16 protein-coding genes are annotated in these 16,502 nt (G+C 61.9%); 11 read left to right on the plus strand and 5 right to left on the minus strand.

The window, feature by feature from the left end; translation table 11 throughout:
* Positions 1–205: 205 nt before the first annotated feature.
* The 4 genes from KI241_RS09305 (at position 206) to KI241_RS09320 (ending at position 5,104) form a co-directional block, all read left to right on the plus strand.
* Positions 206–679, plus strand: coding sequence for a MarR family transcriptional regulator (locus tag KI241_RS09305; RefSeq protein WP_042731776.1), 474 nt, complete (start codon positions 206–208; stop codon positions 677–679).
* On the plus strand, positions 676–2,142 hold the full coding sequence (locus KI241_RS09310; RefSeq protein WP_042731775.1) for an efflux transporter outer membrane subunit: 1,467 nt from the start codon (positions 676–678) through the stop codon (positions 2,140–2,142). The genes KI241_RS09305 and KI241_RS09310 overlap by 4 nt, the downstream gene beginning before the upstream one ends.
* Positions 2,143–2,157: 15 nt before the next feature.
* Positions 2,158–3,360 (plus strand): HlyD family efflux transporter periplasmic adaptor subunit, encoded by a 1,203-nt coding sequence (locus KI241_RS09315; RefSeq protein ID WP_042731774.1) that lies wholly within the window; start codon positions 2,158–2,160, stop codon positions 3,358–3,360.
* Between the two features lie 214 nt (positions 3,361–3,574).
* Entirely contained in the window at positions 3,575–5,104 is a 1,530-nt protein-coding gene (locus KI241_RS09320) for a DHA2 family efflux MFS transporter permease subunit (protein WP_042731773.1), read from the plus strand.
* Between the two features lie 183 nt (positions 5,105–5,287).
* Here KI241_RS09320 and lpxH read toward each other — a convergent pair whose 3' ends face one another.
* A complete protein-coding gene (gene lpxH, locus KI241_RS09325) occupies positions 5,288–6,040 on the minus strand; it encodes a UDP-2,3-diacylglucosamine diphosphatase (RefSeq protein ID WP_123578673.1) in 753 nt (250 codons plus the stop codon).
* Positions 6,037–6,540 (minus strand): peptidylprolyl isomerase, encoded by a 504-nt coding sequence (locus tag KI241_RS09330; RefSeq protein ID WP_042732373.1) that lies wholly within the window; start codon positions 6,538–6,540, stop codon positions 6,037–6,039. Before KI241_RS09330 ends, lpxH begins: the two co-directional genes overlap by 4 nt.
* A 249-nt stretch (positions 6,541–6,789) precedes the next feature.
* On the opposite strand from KI241_RS09330, the gene KI241_RS09335 reads away from it, so the two are divergent.
* The 3 genes from KI241_RS09335 to KI241_RS09345 all read left to right on the plus strand — a co-directional run bounded on the left by KI241_RS09335 (position 6,790) and on the right by KI241_RS09345 (position 10,549).
* The gene (locus tag KI241_RS09335) at positions 6,790–8,487 is read left to right on the plus strand and encodes a glutamine--tRNA ligase/YqeY domain fusion protein (protein ID WP_042732374.1); all 1,698 of its coding nucleotides are present in this window, start codon (positions 6,790–6,792) and stop codon (positions 8,485–8,487) included.
* 21 nt (positions 8,488–8,508) lie between these two features.
* Complete coding sequence (gene cysS / locus KI241_RS09340; protein WP_042732375.1) at positions 8,509–9,891, plus strand: cysteine--tRNA ligase; 1,383 nt, start codon at positions 8,509–8,511, stop codon at positions 9,889–9,891.
* A 202-nt stretch (positions 9,892–10,093) separates the two neighbouring features.
* On the plus strand, positions 10,094–10,549 hold the full coding sequence (locus KI241_RS09345) for a DUF2214 family protein (protein WP_212803603.1): 456 nt from the start codon (positions 10,094–10,096) through the stop codon (positions 10,547–10,549).
* Between the two features lie 197 nt (positions 10,550–10,746).
* On the opposite strand, the gene csrA is transcribed toward KI241_RS09345, so the two are convergent.
* On the minus strand, positions 10,747–10,941 hold the full coding sequence (gene csrA, locus KI241_RS09350; RefSeq protein ID WP_003179932.1) for a carbon storage regulator CsrA: 195 nt from the start codon (positions 10,939–10,941) through the stop codon (positions 10,747–10,749).
* 260 nt (positions 10,942–11,201) lie between these two features.
* On the opposite strand from csrA, the gene KI241_RS09355 reads away from it, so the two are divergent.
* A complete protein-coding gene (locus KI241_RS09355; protein WP_047737264.1) occupies positions 11,202–11,567 on the plus strand; it encodes a hypothetical protein in 366 nt (121 codons plus the stop codon).
* 136 nt (positions 11,568–11,703) lie between these two features.
* Here the strand turns inward: KI241_RS09355 and KI241_RS09360 are convergent, their stop codons facing one another.
* Both KI241_RS09360 and KI241_RS09365 read right to left on the minus strand, forming a co-directional pair.
* Positions 11,704–12,393, minus strand: coding sequence for an endonuclease I family protein (locus tag KI241_RS09360; RefSeq protein WP_042730059.1), 690 nt, complete (start codon positions 12,391–12,393; stop codon positions 11,704–11,706).
* Positions 12,394–12,398: 5 nt separating this feature from the next.
* Positions 12,399–12,677, minus strand: a complete 279-nt coding sequence (locus KI241_RS09365) for a DUF1654 domain-containing protein (protein WP_212803604.1) — start codon at positions 12,675–12,677, stop codon at positions 12,399–12,401.
* A 283-nt stretch (positions 12,678–12,960) separates the two neighbouring features.
* On the opposite strand from KI241_RS09365, the gene KI241_RS09370 reads away from it, so the two are divergent.
* The 3 genes from KI241_RS09370 to KI241_RS09380 are packed head-to-tail and all read left to right on the plus strand — an operon-like array spanning position 12,961 to position 16,501.
* On the plus strand, positions 12,961–13,917 hold the full coding sequence (locus KI241_RS09370; protein WP_042730060.1) for a sugar ABC transporter substrate-binding protein: 957 nt from the start codon (positions 12,961–12,963) through the stop codon (positions 13,915–13,917).
* Between the two features lie 56 nt (positions 13,918–13,973).
* On the plus strand, positions 13,974–15,527 hold the full coding sequence (locus KI241_RS09375; RefSeq protein ID WP_047737263.1) for a sugar ABC transporter ATP-binding protein: 1,554 nt from the start codon (positions 13,974–13,976) through the stop codon (positions 15,525–15,527).
* Positions 15,524–16,501 carry an ABC transporter permease gene (locus KI241_RS09380; RefSeq protein ID WP_047737261.1) on the plus strand — a complete coding sequence of 326 codons (978 nt, stop codon included), beginning with the start codon at positions 15,524–15,526 and terminating at the stop codon, positions 16,499–16,501. Before KI241_RS09375 ends, KI241_RS09380 begins: the two co-directional genes overlap by 4 nt.
* Position 16,502 lies beyond the last annotated feature (1 nt).

The raw sequence follows: 16,502 nt of genomic DNA on the forward strand, positions 1-16,502 counted from the left end.
GTGGGAGCGGGCTTGCTCGCGAAGAGGGTGAATCAGCTGATGAAGATGTTGGCTGACCCACCGCATTCGCGAGCAAGCCCGCTCCCACATTTTGTTTCTGTGCCTGCCCTCATGAATAGCAAGCTAACTATTTTATTTGACATTTGCTGCCTAAGCAGTAATATCTCGACATACATTCACTGCCTAGGCAGCAAACGGTGCTCAGATGAAGCATTTCACCCCAGACGAATTCCACAAGTGCCATCTCGGCATGCTGCTCGGACGCGCCGCGCTGCTCAAGGATCGGATCATCGATACCCACATGGAACCCGTCGGCATCACGGCCGCGCAGTTCAAGGTGTTGATCATCATGGCCCAGCACGGCATCGACACACCCGCCGAGCTGTGTCGCTACCTGTCCCTGGACAGCGGTTCGATGACCCGCATGCTCGATCGCTTGCAACAGAAAGGTTTCCTCGCTCGTCAACGTTCGGTGGATGATCGGCGGCAAGTGCTGCTGGTGCTGACCGACGCCGGCCAGGCCCTGGCGGATCGGCTGCCGGTGATCGGTGCCGACGCCATGAACCAGTTGGCCAGCGCCATCAGCCGCGAGGAGCTGCAAACCCTCGAACAGATTCTCAAGAAAATTCTGCTTGCCGCCGGTGATCCCATCACCGTGTTGCGATTGGGGGACAAATGAAGCGTAAGACCTTGCGTACCCGCCTGAGCCTGGTGCTGCTCGCCATGAGCCTGGCCGGTTGCGCCAGCTATAGCGGCCTGAAGACCGAAGGCGTCAGCCTTGAGGCCCAGAGCCTCAAGGCCGGGCAATCGCTGAACGGTGTCAAGTTGTCGCCGGCCGCATGGCCGAAAAACGATTGGTGGAAAAGCCTGGGCGACCCGCAGCTCGACGGCCTGATCCGTGAAGCCTTGCGCGACAGCCCGGACATGCAGATCGCCAGCGCCCGGGTGCATCAGGCCAGTGCCGCCGCCTACGCCGCCAATGCGGCGCGCCTGCCCACCCTGGATGCCAGCGGCGGTGTCAGCCGTTCGCGTCTGTCCCGCGACGAGGACCCGGCGGGCGAGGGCGGTGCCTACAGCACCTTGCGCACGCTGGGGGTTAACTTCAATTACACCTTCGACCTCTGGGGTGGTCAGCGGGCCGCCTGGGAAGCCGCGCTGGGCCAGGCCCGTGCCGCCGAGATCGACCGCCAGGCAGCGCAACTGACCCTGGCCGCCGATGTGGCCCGGGCCTACAGCGACCTGGGCCAAGCCCACATCATTCGTGACCTGGCGGCCGAAGACCTCAAGCGCACCCGGCAGATGCTCGACCTGAGCAAGCGCCGTCTCAACGCCGGGATCGACAGCGAGTACCAGTTCCAGCAGACCGAAAGCCTGGAGGCCAGCGCCGATGCGACCTTGATCGACGCTGAGAAACGCCTGCAAAGCGCCAAGATCGCCTTGGCGGTGCTGTTGGGCAAAGGCCCGGACCGGGGCAGCGAAATCGCCCGGCCCAACGTGCTGCAATCGAGCGCGGTCGCCTTGCCGTCAAACCTGCCGGCCGAGTTGCTGGGCCGTCGCCCCGACCTGGTGGCCGCTCGTTGGCGGGTCGAAGCGGCGAGCAAGGACATCGAGGCCGGCAAGACCAACTTCTACCCCAACCTCAACCTGAGCGCGGCGGCGGGGGTGCGGTCACTGTTGGGCGATGCGATGTTCGGCTCGCCCAGTCGTTTCTTCAACGTGGCGCCGACGGTCTCGCTGCCGATCTTCGATGGCGGACGCCTGCGGGCTGACCTGGATGCCCGGGACGCCGACTACGACCTGGCGGTGGCGCAGTACAACAAAAGCCTGGTCCAGGCCCTGGGGGATGTCAGCGACACCATCAACCAGCTGCGTGACATCGCCCGCCAGATTGGCGCCCAGCAACATGCCACTGATATCGCCCAAAGCTCATACGACACCGTGGTCCAGCGCTACGGCTCGGGCATCGGCAATTACCTGGACGTGCTGAGCATCGAGCAGCAATTGCTCCAGGCCCAACGTCAATTGGCGAACCTGAATGCCGAGCAGATCGACCTGTCGATCCAGCTGATGCAGGCCCTGGGCGGTGGTTTCGAACCCCAGGCCCTGGCCGCGGCCACACCGGCCTCTGCGCCGAATAACTGATTCGAGGGACTTGTCATGGCCACTGCCGACACTACGCAACCTACCCAAAACCCGCAGGACAGCGGCAACCCGCGCAAGCGCAAGGTCATGCTGCTGGCCCTCGCGGTCATCGTCATCCTCTGCGGCCTGGGCGTCTGGGCCTGGCACGAGCTGTACGGGCGCTGGAACGAAAGCACCGACGATGCCTATGTGAACGGCAACGTGGTGGAAATCACGCCGCAGGTCACCGGCACCGTGGTGAGCATCGGCGCCGACGACGGTGACCTGGTGCGCGAAGGTCAGATTCTGGTGCAATTCGACCCGAACGATGCCGAAGTCGGGCTGCAGAGTGCCCAGGCCAACCTGGCCCGCACCGTGCGCCAGGTGCGTGGCTTGTACAGCAACGTCGACGGCATGCGCGCACAGGTCAATGCCCAGGAAGCCGAGGTGCAGAAAGCCCAGGAGAACTACAACCGGCGCCGCAACCTGGCGGCCGGCGGGGCGATCTCCCAGGAAGAACTCTCCCATGCCCGGGACGACCTGACCTCGGCGCAAAATGCCCTGGCCAATGCCCGGCAGCAACTCAAGACCACCAGCGCCCTGGTGGATGACACCGTGGTGTCGTCCCATCCCGACGTGCAGTCCGCCGCCGCGCAACTGCGCCAGGCCTTCCTCGCCAACGCCCGCAGCACCTTGATCGCACCGGTCACCGGCTACGTCGCCAAGCGTACCGTGCAGTTGGGGCAGCGGGTGCAGCCGGGGACGGCGTTGATGGCGGTGATCCCGCTGGACCAGTTGTGGATCGACGCCAACTTCAAGGAAACCCAATTGCGTGACATGCGCATTGGCCAACCCGTGGAGATCGAGACCGACCTTTACGGCAGCGACGTGAAATACAGCGGCACGATCGACAGCCTCGGTGCCGGCACCGGCAGCGCGTTTGCCTTGTTGCCGGCGCAGAACGCCACGGGTAACTGGATCAAGATCGTCCAGCGGGTGCCGGTGCGCATTCATGTCAATGCCCAGGAACTGAGCGAGCATCCCTTGCGGATCGGCTTGTCGACCCTGGTCAACGTCAACCTGCACGACCAGAGCGGCCCGGTCCTGGCTCAACAGCCTCCGCAGAAGGCCACCTTCAGCACCCAGGTCTACGACCGCCAACTGGCCGATGCCGACGCGATGATTGCCCGGCTGATCCACGAGAACAGCGCCGCGGCAAGCAAGACGGTACAGCGTTAGCCCTTGATGGCGCGCTCCCACGGGCAATTGCAGTGAACACCGATCCTGCGAGCGCCCGGGCCCGATGTGGGAGTGGGCTCGTTCGCGAATGCGCAGTTTCAGGCAGCAATTATTGAATGTGGAATCGCCTTCGCGGGCAAGCCCGCTCACACAGGTTCTGTATCTGTGTCTTGAGTTGGACGATTCCGCCACCTTCGCTTCATAGGGTTTCGTAATGAGCAATAACGCGTCCTTCACACCGCCCAGCCTGTTGCTCAGTACCATCGGGCTGTCGCTGGCGACGTTCATGCAAGTGCTCGACACCACCATCGCCAACGTGGCCTTGCCGACCATTTCCGGCAACCTGGGCGTCAGCTCGGAGCAGGGCACGTGGGTGATCACCTCGTTCGCGGTGAGCAACGCCATCGCGCTGCCGTTGACCGGTTGGTTGAGCCGCCGGTTTGGCGAGGTGAAGCTGTTCCTGTGGGCGACGATGCTGTTCGTGCTCGCTTCCTTTCTATGTGGTATCTCCACCTCGATGCCCGAGCTGATCGGCTTCCGCGTGCTTCAGGGCCTGGTGGCCGGGCCGTTGTACCCGATGACCCAGACCTTGCTGATTGCCGTGTACCCGCCGGCCAGGCGGGGCATGGCCCTGGCGTTGCTGGCGATGGTCACGGTGGTGGCGCCCATTGCCGGTCCGATCCTGGGCGGCTGGATCACCGACAGCTACAGTTGGCCGTGGATTTTCTTCATCAACGTCCCCATCGGTGTTTTCGCGGCGATGGTGGTGCAGCAGCAGCTCAAGGCGCGTCCGGTGGTCACCAGTCGCCAGCCGATGGACTACGTCGGGTTGATCACGCTGATCATCGGCGTCGGTGCGCTCCAGGTGATCCTCGACAAGGGCAACGACCTGGACTGGTTCGAGTCGAACTTCATCATCATTGGCGCGTTGATTTCGGTGATCGCCCTGGCGGTGTTCGTGATCTGGGAAATGACCGACCGCCATCCGGTGGTCAACCTGCGGCTGTTCGCCTATCGCAACTTCCGTATCGGCACCATCGTGCTGGTGGGTGGCTACGCCGGGTTCTTCGGCATCAACCTGATCCTGCCGCAGTGGCTGCAGACCCAGATGGGCTACACCGCCACCTGGGCCGGGCTGGCGGTGGCGCCCATCGGTATCCTGCCGGTGCTGATGTCGCCCTTCGTCGGCAAGTACGCCCACAAGTTCGACCTGCGCCTGTTGGCCGGGCTGGCGTTCCTGGCCATCGGCCTGAGCTGCTTCATGCGGGCAGGCTTCAACAACGAAGTGGACTTCCAGCACATCGCCCTGGTGCAGTTGTTCATGGGCATCGGCGTGGCGTTGTTCTTCATGCCGACGCTGAGCATCCTGATGTCGGACCTGCCGCCGCACCAGATTGCCGATGGCGCCGGGTTGGCGACGTTCCTGCGGACCCTGGGCGGCAGCTTTGCGGCGTCGCTCACCACCTGGATCTGGATCCGTCGGGCCGACATGCATCATGCCTACCTGAGCGAGAACATCAGCACGTTCGAACCCAGTACCCGCGAGGCCCTCAACCAGCTCGGCGGCGCGAGCGCGCCGGCGTATGCCCAGCTCGATCAGATTCTTACCAGTCAGGCGTACATGCTCTCCACCGTGGATTACTTCACGTTGTTGGGGTGGGCGTTCATGGGGTTGATTGTGTTGGTGTGGTTGGCGAAGCCGCCGTTTGCGGCGAAGGCGGGGCCGGCTTCGGCGGGACATTGATTCTTCAGTGGGGGCGATCTTCTGGTGGGAGCGGGCTTGCCCGCGAAGGCGGTGGGTCAGCCAACATCTTCATCAACTGATCCACCCTCTTCGCGGGCAAGCCCGCTCCCACAAGGGGATCTGTGGTGAACACACAGAATGCTTCGCAAGCAGCTTCCACTCTCACGGTAGAGAAAGGACGGCTCAGTGAGTGGGGCCTGCCAGTTGGGGCGCAGGGGTGAAGGGGAAGGGGGCGAGGGTGTAGCCCTGTTCATCCACCTGCAGCGCCCAGCCTTGCTTGTCCCAATCCCCCAGCACGATGCGTCTCGCTGCATGTTCGCCGAGTTGCAGCTTGTGGATGGCGGGGCGGTGGGTGTGGCCGTGGATCAGGGTCTGTACGCCGTACTGCTGCATGATCCGCGGGATTTCTTCAGGCGTGACGTCGACGATGTCATTGGCCTTCATCCGTGTCTGTGCCCGGCTTTCGCTGCGCAGTTTACGCGCCAGTTTCTGCCGGCTGCCCAAGGGCAGGTGGCGCAGGATGAACAGCGTGACCGGGTTGCGCAGCCAGCGCCGCAGCTTCATGTAGCCTTCATCGCGGGTGCACAGGCTGTCGCCATGCATCAGCAGCACCGGCTCGCCGTTGAACTGCACGACACTCGGGTCCTTGACCAGGGTGCAACCAGCGGCCTTGCAGAAGGCCTGCCCCAGCATGAAATCGCGATTGCCGTGCATCAGGAAGATGGCCGTGCCGCTGTCGCTCAATGCGCGCAGGGCCTGGCAGATGGAGCGCTGGAACGGGGTCATGGCATCGTCGCCGATCCAGGCTTCGAAAAAATCGCCCAGGATGTACAACGCTTGCGCCGAGCGGGCGCGGGTGGCGAGTAAATCCAGAAACGCCCGGGTGATGTCCGGGCGCTCCTCTTCCAGATGCAAATCTGAAATCAGTAGTATCACTCAATGATCTCGGCTTTCTCGATGATCACGTCTTCTGCCGGGACGTCCTGGTGGCCAGCTTTGGACGTGGTGGAAACGCCCTTGATGCTGTCGACCACGTCGGTGCCTTCGATCACTTCACCGAACACGGCATAGCCCCAGCCCTGTACGGTCTTGGCGCTGTGGTTGAGGAAGCTGTTGTCTGCCACGTTGATGAAGAACTGCGCGGAGGCCGAATGCGGTTCCATGGTGCGGGCCATGGCAATGCTGTACTTCTTGTTCGGCAGGCCGTTGTCGGCTTCGTTCTGGATGCTTGGGCGCTTGTCTTTCTTTTCCTTCATGCCTGGCTCGAAACCGCCGCCCTGGATCATGAAGTTGCCGATGACGCGGTGGAAGACGGTGTTGGTGTAGTGACCGGCCTGGACATACTCGATGAAGTTGGCGACGGTCAGCGGCGCCTTTTCTTTGTTCAGTTGCAGAACGATGTCACCGTGGTTGGTGGTCAGTTTGACTTTGCTCATGATCGCTACTCTTTCTAGGAATTCTTGGGTTTTGGGGCCGTGAGGCCCGCAACCGGTCTGGCTATGATCGGCCAGGCTGGGCAGTTTAGCCTGCCAGGCACGAATTTCGAGGCTGTTTTTCATCGGGTCGTCGATTAAATTCAATCGTTTGCCGGCCTGGCCTGTCAGGTGCTTGACAGCATCGGCTATGATACGGGCTTTGATTTATCAGGCCGCACCCGGCCGCGCACTTGTCTGTTCAAGGATCCTATGAGCAAGCCCACTGTCGACCCTACCTCGAATTCCAAGACCGGCCCGGCCGTGCCGGTCAATTTCCTGCGCCCGATCATCCAGGCGGACCTGGATTCGGGTAAGCACACACAGATCGTCACCCGTTTCCCGCCGGAACCCAACGGCTACCTGCACATCGGCCATGCCAAGTCGATCTGCGTGAACTTTGGCCTGGCCGAGGAGTTCGGTGGCGTCACGCACCTGCGTTTCGACGACACCAACCCGGCCAAGGAAGACCAGGAATACATCGACGCGATCGAAAGCGACGTCAAGTGGCTGGGCTTCCAATGGTCCGGTGAAGTGCGCTATGCCTCGCAGTATTTCGACCAACTGCACGACTGGGCGGTGGAGCTGATCAAGGCCGGCAACGCCTATGTCTGCGACCTGACCCCCGAGCAGGCCAAGGAATACCGTGGCAGTCTGACCGAGCCGGGCAAGAACAGTCCGTTCCGTGACCGCAGCGTGGAAGAGAACCTCGACCTGTTCGCCCGCATGCGCGCCGGTGAGTTCCCGGACGGTGCGCGGGTGTTGCGCGCCAAGATCGACATGGCCTCGCCGAACATGAACCTGCGCGACCCGATCATGTATCGCATCCGCCACGCCCATCACCACCAGACCGGTGACAAGTGGTGCATCTACCCCAACTATGACTTCACCCACGGCCAGTCGGACGCCATCGAAGGCATTACCCATTCGATCTGCACCCTGGAATTCGAAAGCCATCGTCCGCTGTACGAGTGGTTCCTCGAGCACCTGCCCGTGCCAGCCAACCCGCGCCAGTACGAATTCAGCCGCCTGAACCTGAACTACACCATCACCAGCAAGCGCAAGCTCAAGCAACTGGTGGACGAGAAGCACGTCAACGGCTGGGACGACCCGCGCATGTCGACGCTGTCGGGCTTCCGGCGTCGTGGCTACACGCCGAAATCGATCCGCAATTTCTGCGAGATGGTCGGCACCAACCGTTCCGACGGCGTGGTGGACTTCGGCATGCTGGAGTTCAGCATCCGTGACGACCTCGACCACAGCGCCCCGCGCGCCATGTGCGTGCTGCGCCCGCTGAAGGTGGTGATCACCAATTACCCGGAAGGCCAGGTCGAGAACCTCGAGCTGCCGTGCCATCCGAAAGAGGACATGGGCGTGCGCGTCCTGCCGTTCGCCCGGGAGATCTACATCGACCGCGACGACTTCATGGAAGAGCCGCCAAAGGGCTACAAGCGCCTGGAACCAGCCGGTGAAGTGCGTCTGCGCGGCAGCTACGTGATCCGCGCCGACGAAGCCATCAAGGATGCCGATGGCAACATCGTCGAGCTGCGCTGCTCCTATGACCCGGACACCCTGGGCAAGAACCCGGAAGGGCGCAAGGTCAAGGGCGTGATCCACTGGGTGCCGGCTGCCGCCAGCGTCGAGTGCGAAGTGCGCCTGTACGATCGCCTGTTCCGTTCACCGAACCCGGAGAAGGCCGAAGACAGCGCCAGCTTCCTGGACAACATCAACCCTGACTCCCTGCAAGTACTCACCGGTTGTCGTGCCGAGCCATCGCTGGGCAACGCACAGCCGGAAGACCGTTTCCAGTTCGAGCGCGAAGGTTACTTCTGCGCGGATATCAAGGACTCAAAACCCGGTCGTCCGGTCTTCAACCGTACCGTGACCTTGCGTGATTCCTGGGGTCAGTGATCAAGTCTTAAGGGAAACCCTGTGCTAACGATCTACAACACGCTCACCAAGAGCAAAGAAGTCTTCAAGCCGCTGGATGGCAACAAGGTGCGCATGTACGTCTGCGGGATGACCGTGTACGACTACTGCCACCTTGGGCATGGCCGCAGCATGGTCGCCTTCGACCTGGTAACCCGCTGGCTGCGCTACAGCGGTTATGACCTGACCTATGTGCGCAACATCACCGACATCGAAGACAAGATCATCAACCGGGCCCGCGAGAACGGCGAGCCCTACGATGCGTTGACCGCCCGCATGATCGAGGCCATGCACGAGGACGAGGCGCGCCTCAATATCCTCAAGCCGGACCTGGAGCCTCGTGCCACGGATCACATTCCCGGCATGCTGGCGATGATCCAGACCCTGATCGACAAGGGCTATGCCTACGCAGCGGGCAATGGCGACGTGTATTACCGCGTTGCCAAGTTCATGGGCTACGGCAAGTTGTCGCGCAAGAAAATCGAAGACCTGCGCATCGGCGCACGCATCGAGGTCGGCGAGTCGAAAGAAGACCCGCTGGATTTCGTGCTGTGGAAAGCCGCCAAGCCGGGTGAGCCGAGCTGGGAATCGCCGTGGGGCGCCGGGCGCCCGGGCTGGCACATCGAGTGCTCGGTGATGTCCACCTGCTGCCTGGGCGAGACCTTCGATATCCATGGCGGCGGCAGCGACCTGGAGTTCCCGCACCACGAGAACGAGATCGCCCAGAGCGAAGCGGCTTCCGGCAAGACCTACGCCAACGCGTGGATGCATTGCGGCATGATCCGGATCAACGGCGAGAAGATGTCCAAGTCCTTGAACAACTTCTTCACCATCCGCGACGTGCTCGACAAGTACCACCCCGAGGTCGTGCGTTACCTGCTGGTGTCCAGTCACTACCGCAGCGCCATCAACTATTCGGAAGACAACCTCAAGGACGCCAAGGGCGCCCTGGAGCGTTTTTACCATGCGTTGAAAGGCCTGCCGAGCGTGCCTGCCGCTGGTGGCGAAGCCTACGTGGCGCGGTTTACCGAAGTGATGAACGACGACTTCGGCACGCCGGAAGCCTGCGCGGTGCTGTTTGAAATGGTGCGTGAGATCAACCGCCTGCGCGAGAGCGATCTCAATGCGGCGGCGGGCCTGGCGGCACGCCTGAAGGAACTGGCCAATGTGCTGGGGGTGTTGCAGCTCGAGGCGGATGACTTCCTCCAGGCCGGTGCCGAAGGCCGCGTGGACGCCGCCGAGGTCGAGGCATTGATCCAGGCGCGCCTGACCGCGCGGGCCAACAAGGACTGGGCCGAATCCGACCGTATCCGCGATCAGCTCACCGCCATGGGCGTGGTGCTGGAAGACGGGAAGGGCGGCACGACCTGGCGTCTGGCCGACTAAAATCTTTTAGCGTTCGCAATACCCCTGTGGGAGCGGGCTTGCTCGCGAATGCGGTGTATCAGTGAGTGATTTGTTGACTGATACGCCGCATTCGCGAGCAAGCCCGCTCCCACAGTTTTTTTGCATGCCAACCCTGGCAATCATTGTTTTATGAGCTAGTACTGTCAGGTCGACCCGACGTTCACTGACAGGCGCCTCTCTCATGTTGGCTCATTGGTCTCTCGCGGCAATTCATCTCCTGGCCTTCGCCCTTGGCTTCTGGGCGGTGCTGACGCGCGGCACGGCACTGCGGCGCGTGGCGGATGGCGCGGACGCGGTTCGCAACGTGCTGGTGGCGGATAACGTGTGGGGCGTGTCGGCGCTGGTGCTGTTGGTGACCGGGGGGATGCGGGCGTTCGCGGGGTTCGAAAAAGGTTCTGACTACTACCTGCATCAACCGCTGTTTCACCTGAAGATGACGCTGTTGCTGCTGATCCTGTTGCTGGAAATCGCGCCAATGATCGCCCTGGTCAAATGGCGCATAGCCTTGGCCAAGGGCATGGCTGTCGATCCGTCACGGGCTGGCCGGTTTGCCCGGGTCAGCCACATCGAAGCCTTGCTGCTGGTCTTGATGGTGGTGGCGGCCACCGGCATGGCGCGGGGTGTGAGCCTGGGCTGAGCTGCCACGCGCGCCTGCTTCACCGCCATTAAAACGAAACGTCTGACAGCCAGGCTACGAGCCATGCCATTAGTATCGGTTCACGGGCTGGACGACAATCAAGAGGCGGGGTGGATCGGGGTAAGGCTCGATCGGCCTGAATCTTTAGCCAGCCATTGCGGCGATGCAAACGGGCTGGCTACGGACTGCTGCAAGGCTCAGGGCGTTTGCGGCTTGTCGGGGGCGGTGAGGCCTGCCTGAATACGTTGGTAGATCTCTTCGCGGTGTACCGCGACGTTTTTCGGGGCGTTGATGCCGATCCGGACTTGTTGGCCGCTAACGCCCAGAATGGTGATCGTGATGTCGTCACCAATGTTTATGCTTTCACCGACTTTGCGGGTGAGTATCAGCATGGTGTTCTCCTTGATTGCTTTATAGGGCACCTGATTCAGACAGTGCAGATGTCGGTACTGCTTATAGATTAGTGCTAAGTGTCACAACGTGGGTGCCTCTTTCTGACGTGCAGACGCAGCATTAATTCCCAGAGTGAATTCCCAGGGTGCGACTATACAGAGACGTCGGGCAGGATTCTCGTGTTTTGAGCGTCGTTCGCGGGGTTCTTGCTGGATGTGAGTGTTAAAATCCGTGCCTCATGTCTTCCAGGGGAAACGTTGTGCGCAAATTGGCTTGGGTTATCGCGGTATTGATGCTGGCTGGGTGTGGTGAAGGGCGTGACGCCGAGGCACCGAAGCCCAAACCCGCCGCGACCTCCGCGCCGGCTGCCGCTGCCGCGCCGCAATGGGCGGTCGAGGTTCGAGGCGAGACCCCGCAAGCGATCAGCGACCTGACCGGGTGGCTCATCGAGCACAGCTTCATGTCGACCGTGGTGCGGGAAAATGGCAAGGAGCGGGTGCTGGTCGGCCCATTCAACTCCAAGGCCGACGCTGAAGCAGGTCAGGAGAAAATCACCGCTGCCCTGGTCCGGGCGAAAAAGCGCAACATCGAGACCCTGGTGGTGGATTACCCGACGGCCCAATAATCGGGCAGCACCCCATCAACGGTGGGCGCGAGCTTGCTCGCGAAAGCGTCGGATCAGTCAGCATTGATGTTGGCTGATACACTGCCATCGCGAGCAAGCTCGCTCCCACAGCCGATTGCGTTGTCACTCGGGTGAGTCAGCCGCAGGCCTTGAGGTCCACCGGCCCGACGAACTCGTTACCGTGCCCCATGACGCACGCCACACTCTGGTTGCGTTGGCGTTCCCAGCTTTCGACCGGGTAGGTCTTGTCCCAGGCTTCGTACAGGCGTCGGTCCTGTTTCGACAAGCGCAGGCCGTACTGCTTGCTCATGTAGAAGTAGGTGCGGGCGATCATGCCGCGAATGGAAGGGCGGGGCATGACCTTCTTGGCCTTGAAATCCACCTGGGTCAGGCACGAACCGTATTGGCCCTTCTGCACCGGCAGCCAGCCGAAGCTGAAATTGTTCCGGTCGCCATTCACTTCGCCAATGCTCGGCACCAGGTTATGCAGGTCGGCCTCGGCTCGTTGATAGACCGGGTCGTAGCGGGTGCATTGTTTGCGGCCGCCTTCCTGCCAGCATTGGCGCTGATGGCCGATCTGCCACGCCGGGACAATGTGCTCCCACTCGATGCGCGCGGCGCGGCTGGCATTCTTGCGCGGCACGTAGCCGCAAGCCGCCAGGTTCACGCGATTGCCGGTGTACTTGCAGCCGCAGTAGAACTCGGTGGATTGCGGCGCGTAGAGTTTCCAGGCGATTTTCTTGGCTTCGTTGAAGGTGCGCGGCGCAGCGGCCTGTGCCCCCATCGCGGCGAAAGCCAGCAATAAAGCAAAACAGCGAACACTCATCACGCTCAATCTTCCTTCGGCACAACCCAGAAAACCTGCACACCGCCATCGTCGCGATAGGCGAGGGTCACGTTGTCGTTCTCGTCGATTTCTTCCAGCAGGCGTTCCCACTCTTCCACCGGCTCATCGGGAAGACGGAAGATCAGGGCGGACTTGGCTTTTTGGGCGGTGGGACCGTTGATGATTTTCGAGACGCGAAGGGCGAGTCGTGCGTAGGCGTCTAAAGGGGAAGTTGCAGCGGAGGGCGGGGCCACAGGATTATCCTTATTAAGCTGTACGTGCATACAGTATTTAACCGTAGGCATTTACGCAACTACTTAAAATTCAAGAAAATCGTCTGACAGCGCTTTTGGCGTTTTGATGTAGGAGGAGAATTTTTATTTGCAGCCGCGACAGATAAAGCCGACCGCTGTACCTTCAACCGGTGGCCTGGGCCGGGCACTCGATCGCGCCTATCGCGACGTTGACAAATCAGCAAACCCTTACCATAGTTCACTTCACGCAAACGTTTGCGCGGCGTTCCGTGCATTGATTTGCCCACAATAATCATAAGATCGGAGTGAACCCATGAAGTTGCCATTCGCTGGACGTCTCCTCGCTGTCGCCATGCTCGCGGCCGCATCCGCTGCGCTGCCTCTCTCCTCGGCATTTGCCCAGACCGCTGAAAAACCCAAGGTCGCTTTGGTCATGAAATCCCTGGCCAACGAGTTCTTCCTCACCATGGAAGACGGCGCCAAGGCCTATCAGAAGGAACACTCCGCCGATTTCGAGTTGATCTCCAACGGGATCAAGGATGAAACCGACACAGCCAACCAGATCCGTATCGTCGAGCAGATGATCGTGTCCAAGGTCGATGCACTGGTCATCGCACCCGCCGATTCCAAGGCGATGGTGCCGGTGATCAAGAAAGCCGTCGACGCCGGTATCACGGTTATCAACATCGATAACCAACTCGATCCCGCCGTGGTCAAGAGCAAGAACATCAATGTGCCGTTCGTAGGCCCGGACAACCGCAAGGGCGCCCGCCTGGTCGGTGAATACCTGGCCAAGCAGCTCAAGGCCGGTGACGAAGTCGGCATCATCGAAGGTGTTTCCACCACCACCAACGCCCAGGCGCGCACCGCAGGCTTCAAGGACGCGATGGAAGCGGCGCAGATCAAGGTCGTGTCCCTGCAATCGGGCGACTGGGAAATCAACAAGGGCAACCAGGTGGCCGCCTCGATGCTCAGCGAATACCCGGACATCAAGGCGCTGCTGGCCGGCAACGACAGCATGGCGGTCGGCGCCGTCTCCGCCGTGCGCGCGGCGGGCAAGGCGGGCAAGGTCCAAGTGGTCGGCTACGACAACATCAATGCCATCAAGCCGATGCTCAAGGACGGTCGCGTCCTGGCCACGGCCGACCAGTTCGCTGCCAAGCAGGCGGTGTTCGGCATCGAGACGGCCCTGAAGATGCTCAAGGGCGAGAAAGTCGACAGCGGTGCCAACGGCGTGATCGAAACGCCGGTCGAGCTGGTTACGAAGTAATCATCCTGGCGATGTAGCGGTGCTCGCCCATCCGGGCGAGCGCATGGAGAGTCTTTATGTCCGTTTTTGACCCGAACGCTGTCCTGTCTGTCAGCGGCATCGGTAAAACCTATGCCCAGCCAGTACTGACCGGCATCGACCTGACGTTGATGCGCGGGGAAGTGTTGGCGCTGACCGGTGAAAATGGCGCCGGCAAAAGCACCTTGTCCAAGATCATCGGCGGGCTGGTGACGCCGACGACCGGGCAGATGCAATTTCTGGGGCAGGACTATCGTCCCGGCAGCCGTACCCAGGCGGAAGAGTTGGGCGTACGCATGGTGATGCAGGAGCTCAACCTGCTGCCGACCCTTTCCGTGGCGGAGAACCTGTTTCTCGACAATTTGCCCAGTTGCGGTGGCTGGATCAGCCGCAAGCAATTGCGCAAGGCAGCCATCGAGGCCATGGCCCAAGTGGGGCTTGATGCGATCGATCCGGACACGCCGGTGGGTGAGTTGGGCATCGGCCACCAGCAGATGGTCGAGATCGCCCGCAACCTGATCGGCGATTGCCGTGTGCTGATTCTCGATGAGCCGACCGCCATGCTGACGGCGCGGGAAGTCGAGATGCTGTTCGAACAGATCACCCGCCTGCAGGCTCGGGGCGTGTCGATCATCTACATTTCCCATCGCCTCGAAGAACTGGCACGGGTGGCCCAGCGCATCGCGGTGTTGCGTGACGGCAACCTGGTCTGCGTCGAGCCGATGGCCAACTACAACAGTGAGCAACTGGTGACCCTGATGGTCGGCCGGGAGCTGGGCGAGCATATCGACCTGGGCCCCCGCCAGATCGGTGCGCCGGCGCTGACGGTCAAGGGCCTGACCCGTTCCGACAAAGTCCGCGATGTGTCCTTCGAAGTGCGCAGCGGCGAGATCTTCGGCATCTCCGGCCTGATCGGGGCCGGGCGTACCGAGCTGTTGCGGTTGATCTTCGGTGCCGATACCGCCGACAGCGGCAGCGTGGCGCTGGGTTCGCCAGCCAAGGCGGTGAGCATTCGCTCCCCGGCCGATGCGGTGGCCCACGGTATCGCGCTGATCACCGAAGACCGCAAGGGCGAAGGCCTGTTGCTGACTCAATCCATCGCCGCCAACATCGCGCTGGGCAACATGCCGGAGATTTCCAGTGCCGGCGTCGTCAATGGCGATGCAGAGCTGAGCCTTGCGCAGCGGCAGATCGATGCCATGCGCATCCGCAGTTCCAGCCCCACGCAATTGGTGTCCGAGCTGTCGGGCGGCAATCAACAGAAGGTGGTGATCGGCCGCTGGCTCGAACGCGACTGTTCGGTGCTGCTGTTCGACGAGCCAACCCGTGGCATCGACGTGGGTGCCAAGTTCGACATTTATGCGTTGCTCGGTGAACTGACTCGCCAGGGCAAGGCGCTGGTCGTGGTGTCCAGTGACCTGCGCGAGCTGATGCTGATCTGCGACCGGATCGGCGTGCTCTCCGCCGGGCGCCTGATCGACACCTTCGAGCGCGACAGCTGGACCCAGGATGACTTGCTGGCGGCCGCGTTCGCCGGCTACCAGAAACGTGATGCGTTGCTCAACGAGGCAGCGCCTAGGGAACTCTCATGAAAACCGTATCCGCCGTCGGTAAATCGAGTGGCAACTTCTATGGCCTGGGCACTTACCTGGGCCTGGCCGGCGCGTTGCTGGCGATGGTCGCGCTGTTCTCGACCCTGAGCAGCCATTTCCTGTCGTACGACACCTTCAGTACCCTGGCTAACCAGATTCCCGACCTCATGGTGCTGGCGGTCGGCATGACGTTCATTTTGATTATCGGCGGCATCGACCTGTCGGTGGGGTCGGTGCTGGCGCTGGCGGCCTCGACCGTCAGCGTGGCCGTCCTCGGCTGGGGCTGGAGCGTCTGGCCGTCGGCCTTGCTCGGCATGGCCGTGGCGGCGCTGGCGGGCACGGTCACCGGCTCGATTACCGTGGCATGGCGGATCCCGTCGTTCATCGTCTCCCTCGGCGTGCTGGAAATGGCCCGGGGCCTGGCGTACCAGATGACCGGCTCGCGAACCGCCTACATCGGCGATTCCTTCGCCTGGCTGTCCAACCCGATTGCCTTCGGCATTTCCCCTTCGTTCATCATCGCCTTGCTGGTGATCTTCATTGCCCAGGCCGTGTTGACCCGCACGGTGTTCGGTCGCTACCTGATCGGCATCGGCACCAACGAAGAGGCCGTGCGCCTGGCGGGCATCAATCCAAAGCCGTACAAGATTCTGGTGTTCAGCCTCATGGGCCTGCTTGCGGGTGTTGCGGCGCTGTTCCAGATTTCGCGCCTGGAAGCCGCAGACCCGAACGCCGGTTCCGGGCTCGAATTGCAGGTGATCGCGGCGGTGGTGATCGGCGGCACCAGTCTGATGGGCGGGCGTGGCTCGGTCATCAGCACCTTCTTTGGCGTGCTGATCATCTCGGTGCTCGCGGCAGGCCTGGCGCAGATCGGCGCCAGCGAGCCGACCAAGCGCATCATCACCGGTGCGGTGATCGTGGTGGCGGTCGTGCTCGATACCTACCGCAGCCATCGCGCCAGTCGGCGAGGCTGAA

Source organism: Pseudomonas sp. Cab53 (genome assembly GCF_018325965.1).
Classification (GTDB): Bacteria; Pseudomonadota; Gammaproteobacteria; order Pseudomonadales; family Pseudomonadaceae; genus Aquipseudomonas; species Aquipseudomonas chlororaphis_E.

Coding starts and splice junctions, on each gene's coding strand:
- KI241_RS09305 (WP_042731776.1), top strand. CDS start 206: ATGAAGCATTTCACCCCAGACGAATTCCACAAGTGCCATCTCGGCATG.
- KI241_RS09310 (WP_042731775.1), top strand. CDS start 676: ATGAAGCGTAAGACCTTGCGTACCCGCCTGAGCCTGGTGCTGCTCGCC.
- KI241_RS09315 (WP_042731774.1), top strand. CDS start 2,158: ATGGCCACTGCCGACACTACGCAACCTACCCAAAACCCGCAGGACAGC.
- KI241_RS09320 (WP_042731773.1), top strand. CDS start 3,575: ATGAGCAATAACGCGTCCTTCACACCGCCCAGCCTGTTGCTCAGTACC.
- KI241_RS09330 (WP_042732373.1), bottom strand. CDS start 6,540: ATGAGCAAAGTCAAACTGACCACCAACCACGGTGACATCGTTCTGCAA.
- KI241_RS09335 (WP_042732374.1), top strand. CDS start 6,790: ATGAGCAAGCCCACTGTCGACCCTACCTCGAATTCCAAGACCGGCCCG.
- KI241_RS09345 (WP_212803603.1), top strand. CDS start 10,094: ATGTTGGCTCATTGGTCTCTCGCGGCAATTCATCTCCTGGCCTTCGCC.
- csrA (WP_003179932.1), bottom strand. CDS start 10,941: ATGCTGATACTCACCCGCAAAGTCGGTGAAAGCATAAACATTGGTGAC.
- KI241_RS09360 (WP_042730059.1), bottom strand. CDS start 12,393: ATGAGTGTTCGCTGTTTTGCTTTATTGCTGGCTTTCGCCGCGATGGGG.
- KI241_RS09365 (WP_212803604.1), bottom strand. CDS start 12,677: ATGCACGTACAGCTTAATAAGGATAATCCTGTGGCCCCGCCCTCCGCT.
- KI241_RS09370 (WP_042730060.1), top strand. CDS start 12,961: ATGAAGTTGCCATTCGCTGGACGTCTCCTCGCTGTCGCCATGCTCGCG.
- KI241_RS09375 (WP_047737263.1), top strand. CDS start 13,974: ATGTCCGTTTTTGACCCGAACGCTGTCCTGTCTGTCAGCGGCATCGGT.
- KI241_RS09380 (WP_047737261.1), top strand. CDS start 15,524: ATGAAAACCGTATCCGCCGTCGGTAAATCGAGTGGCAACTTCTATGGC.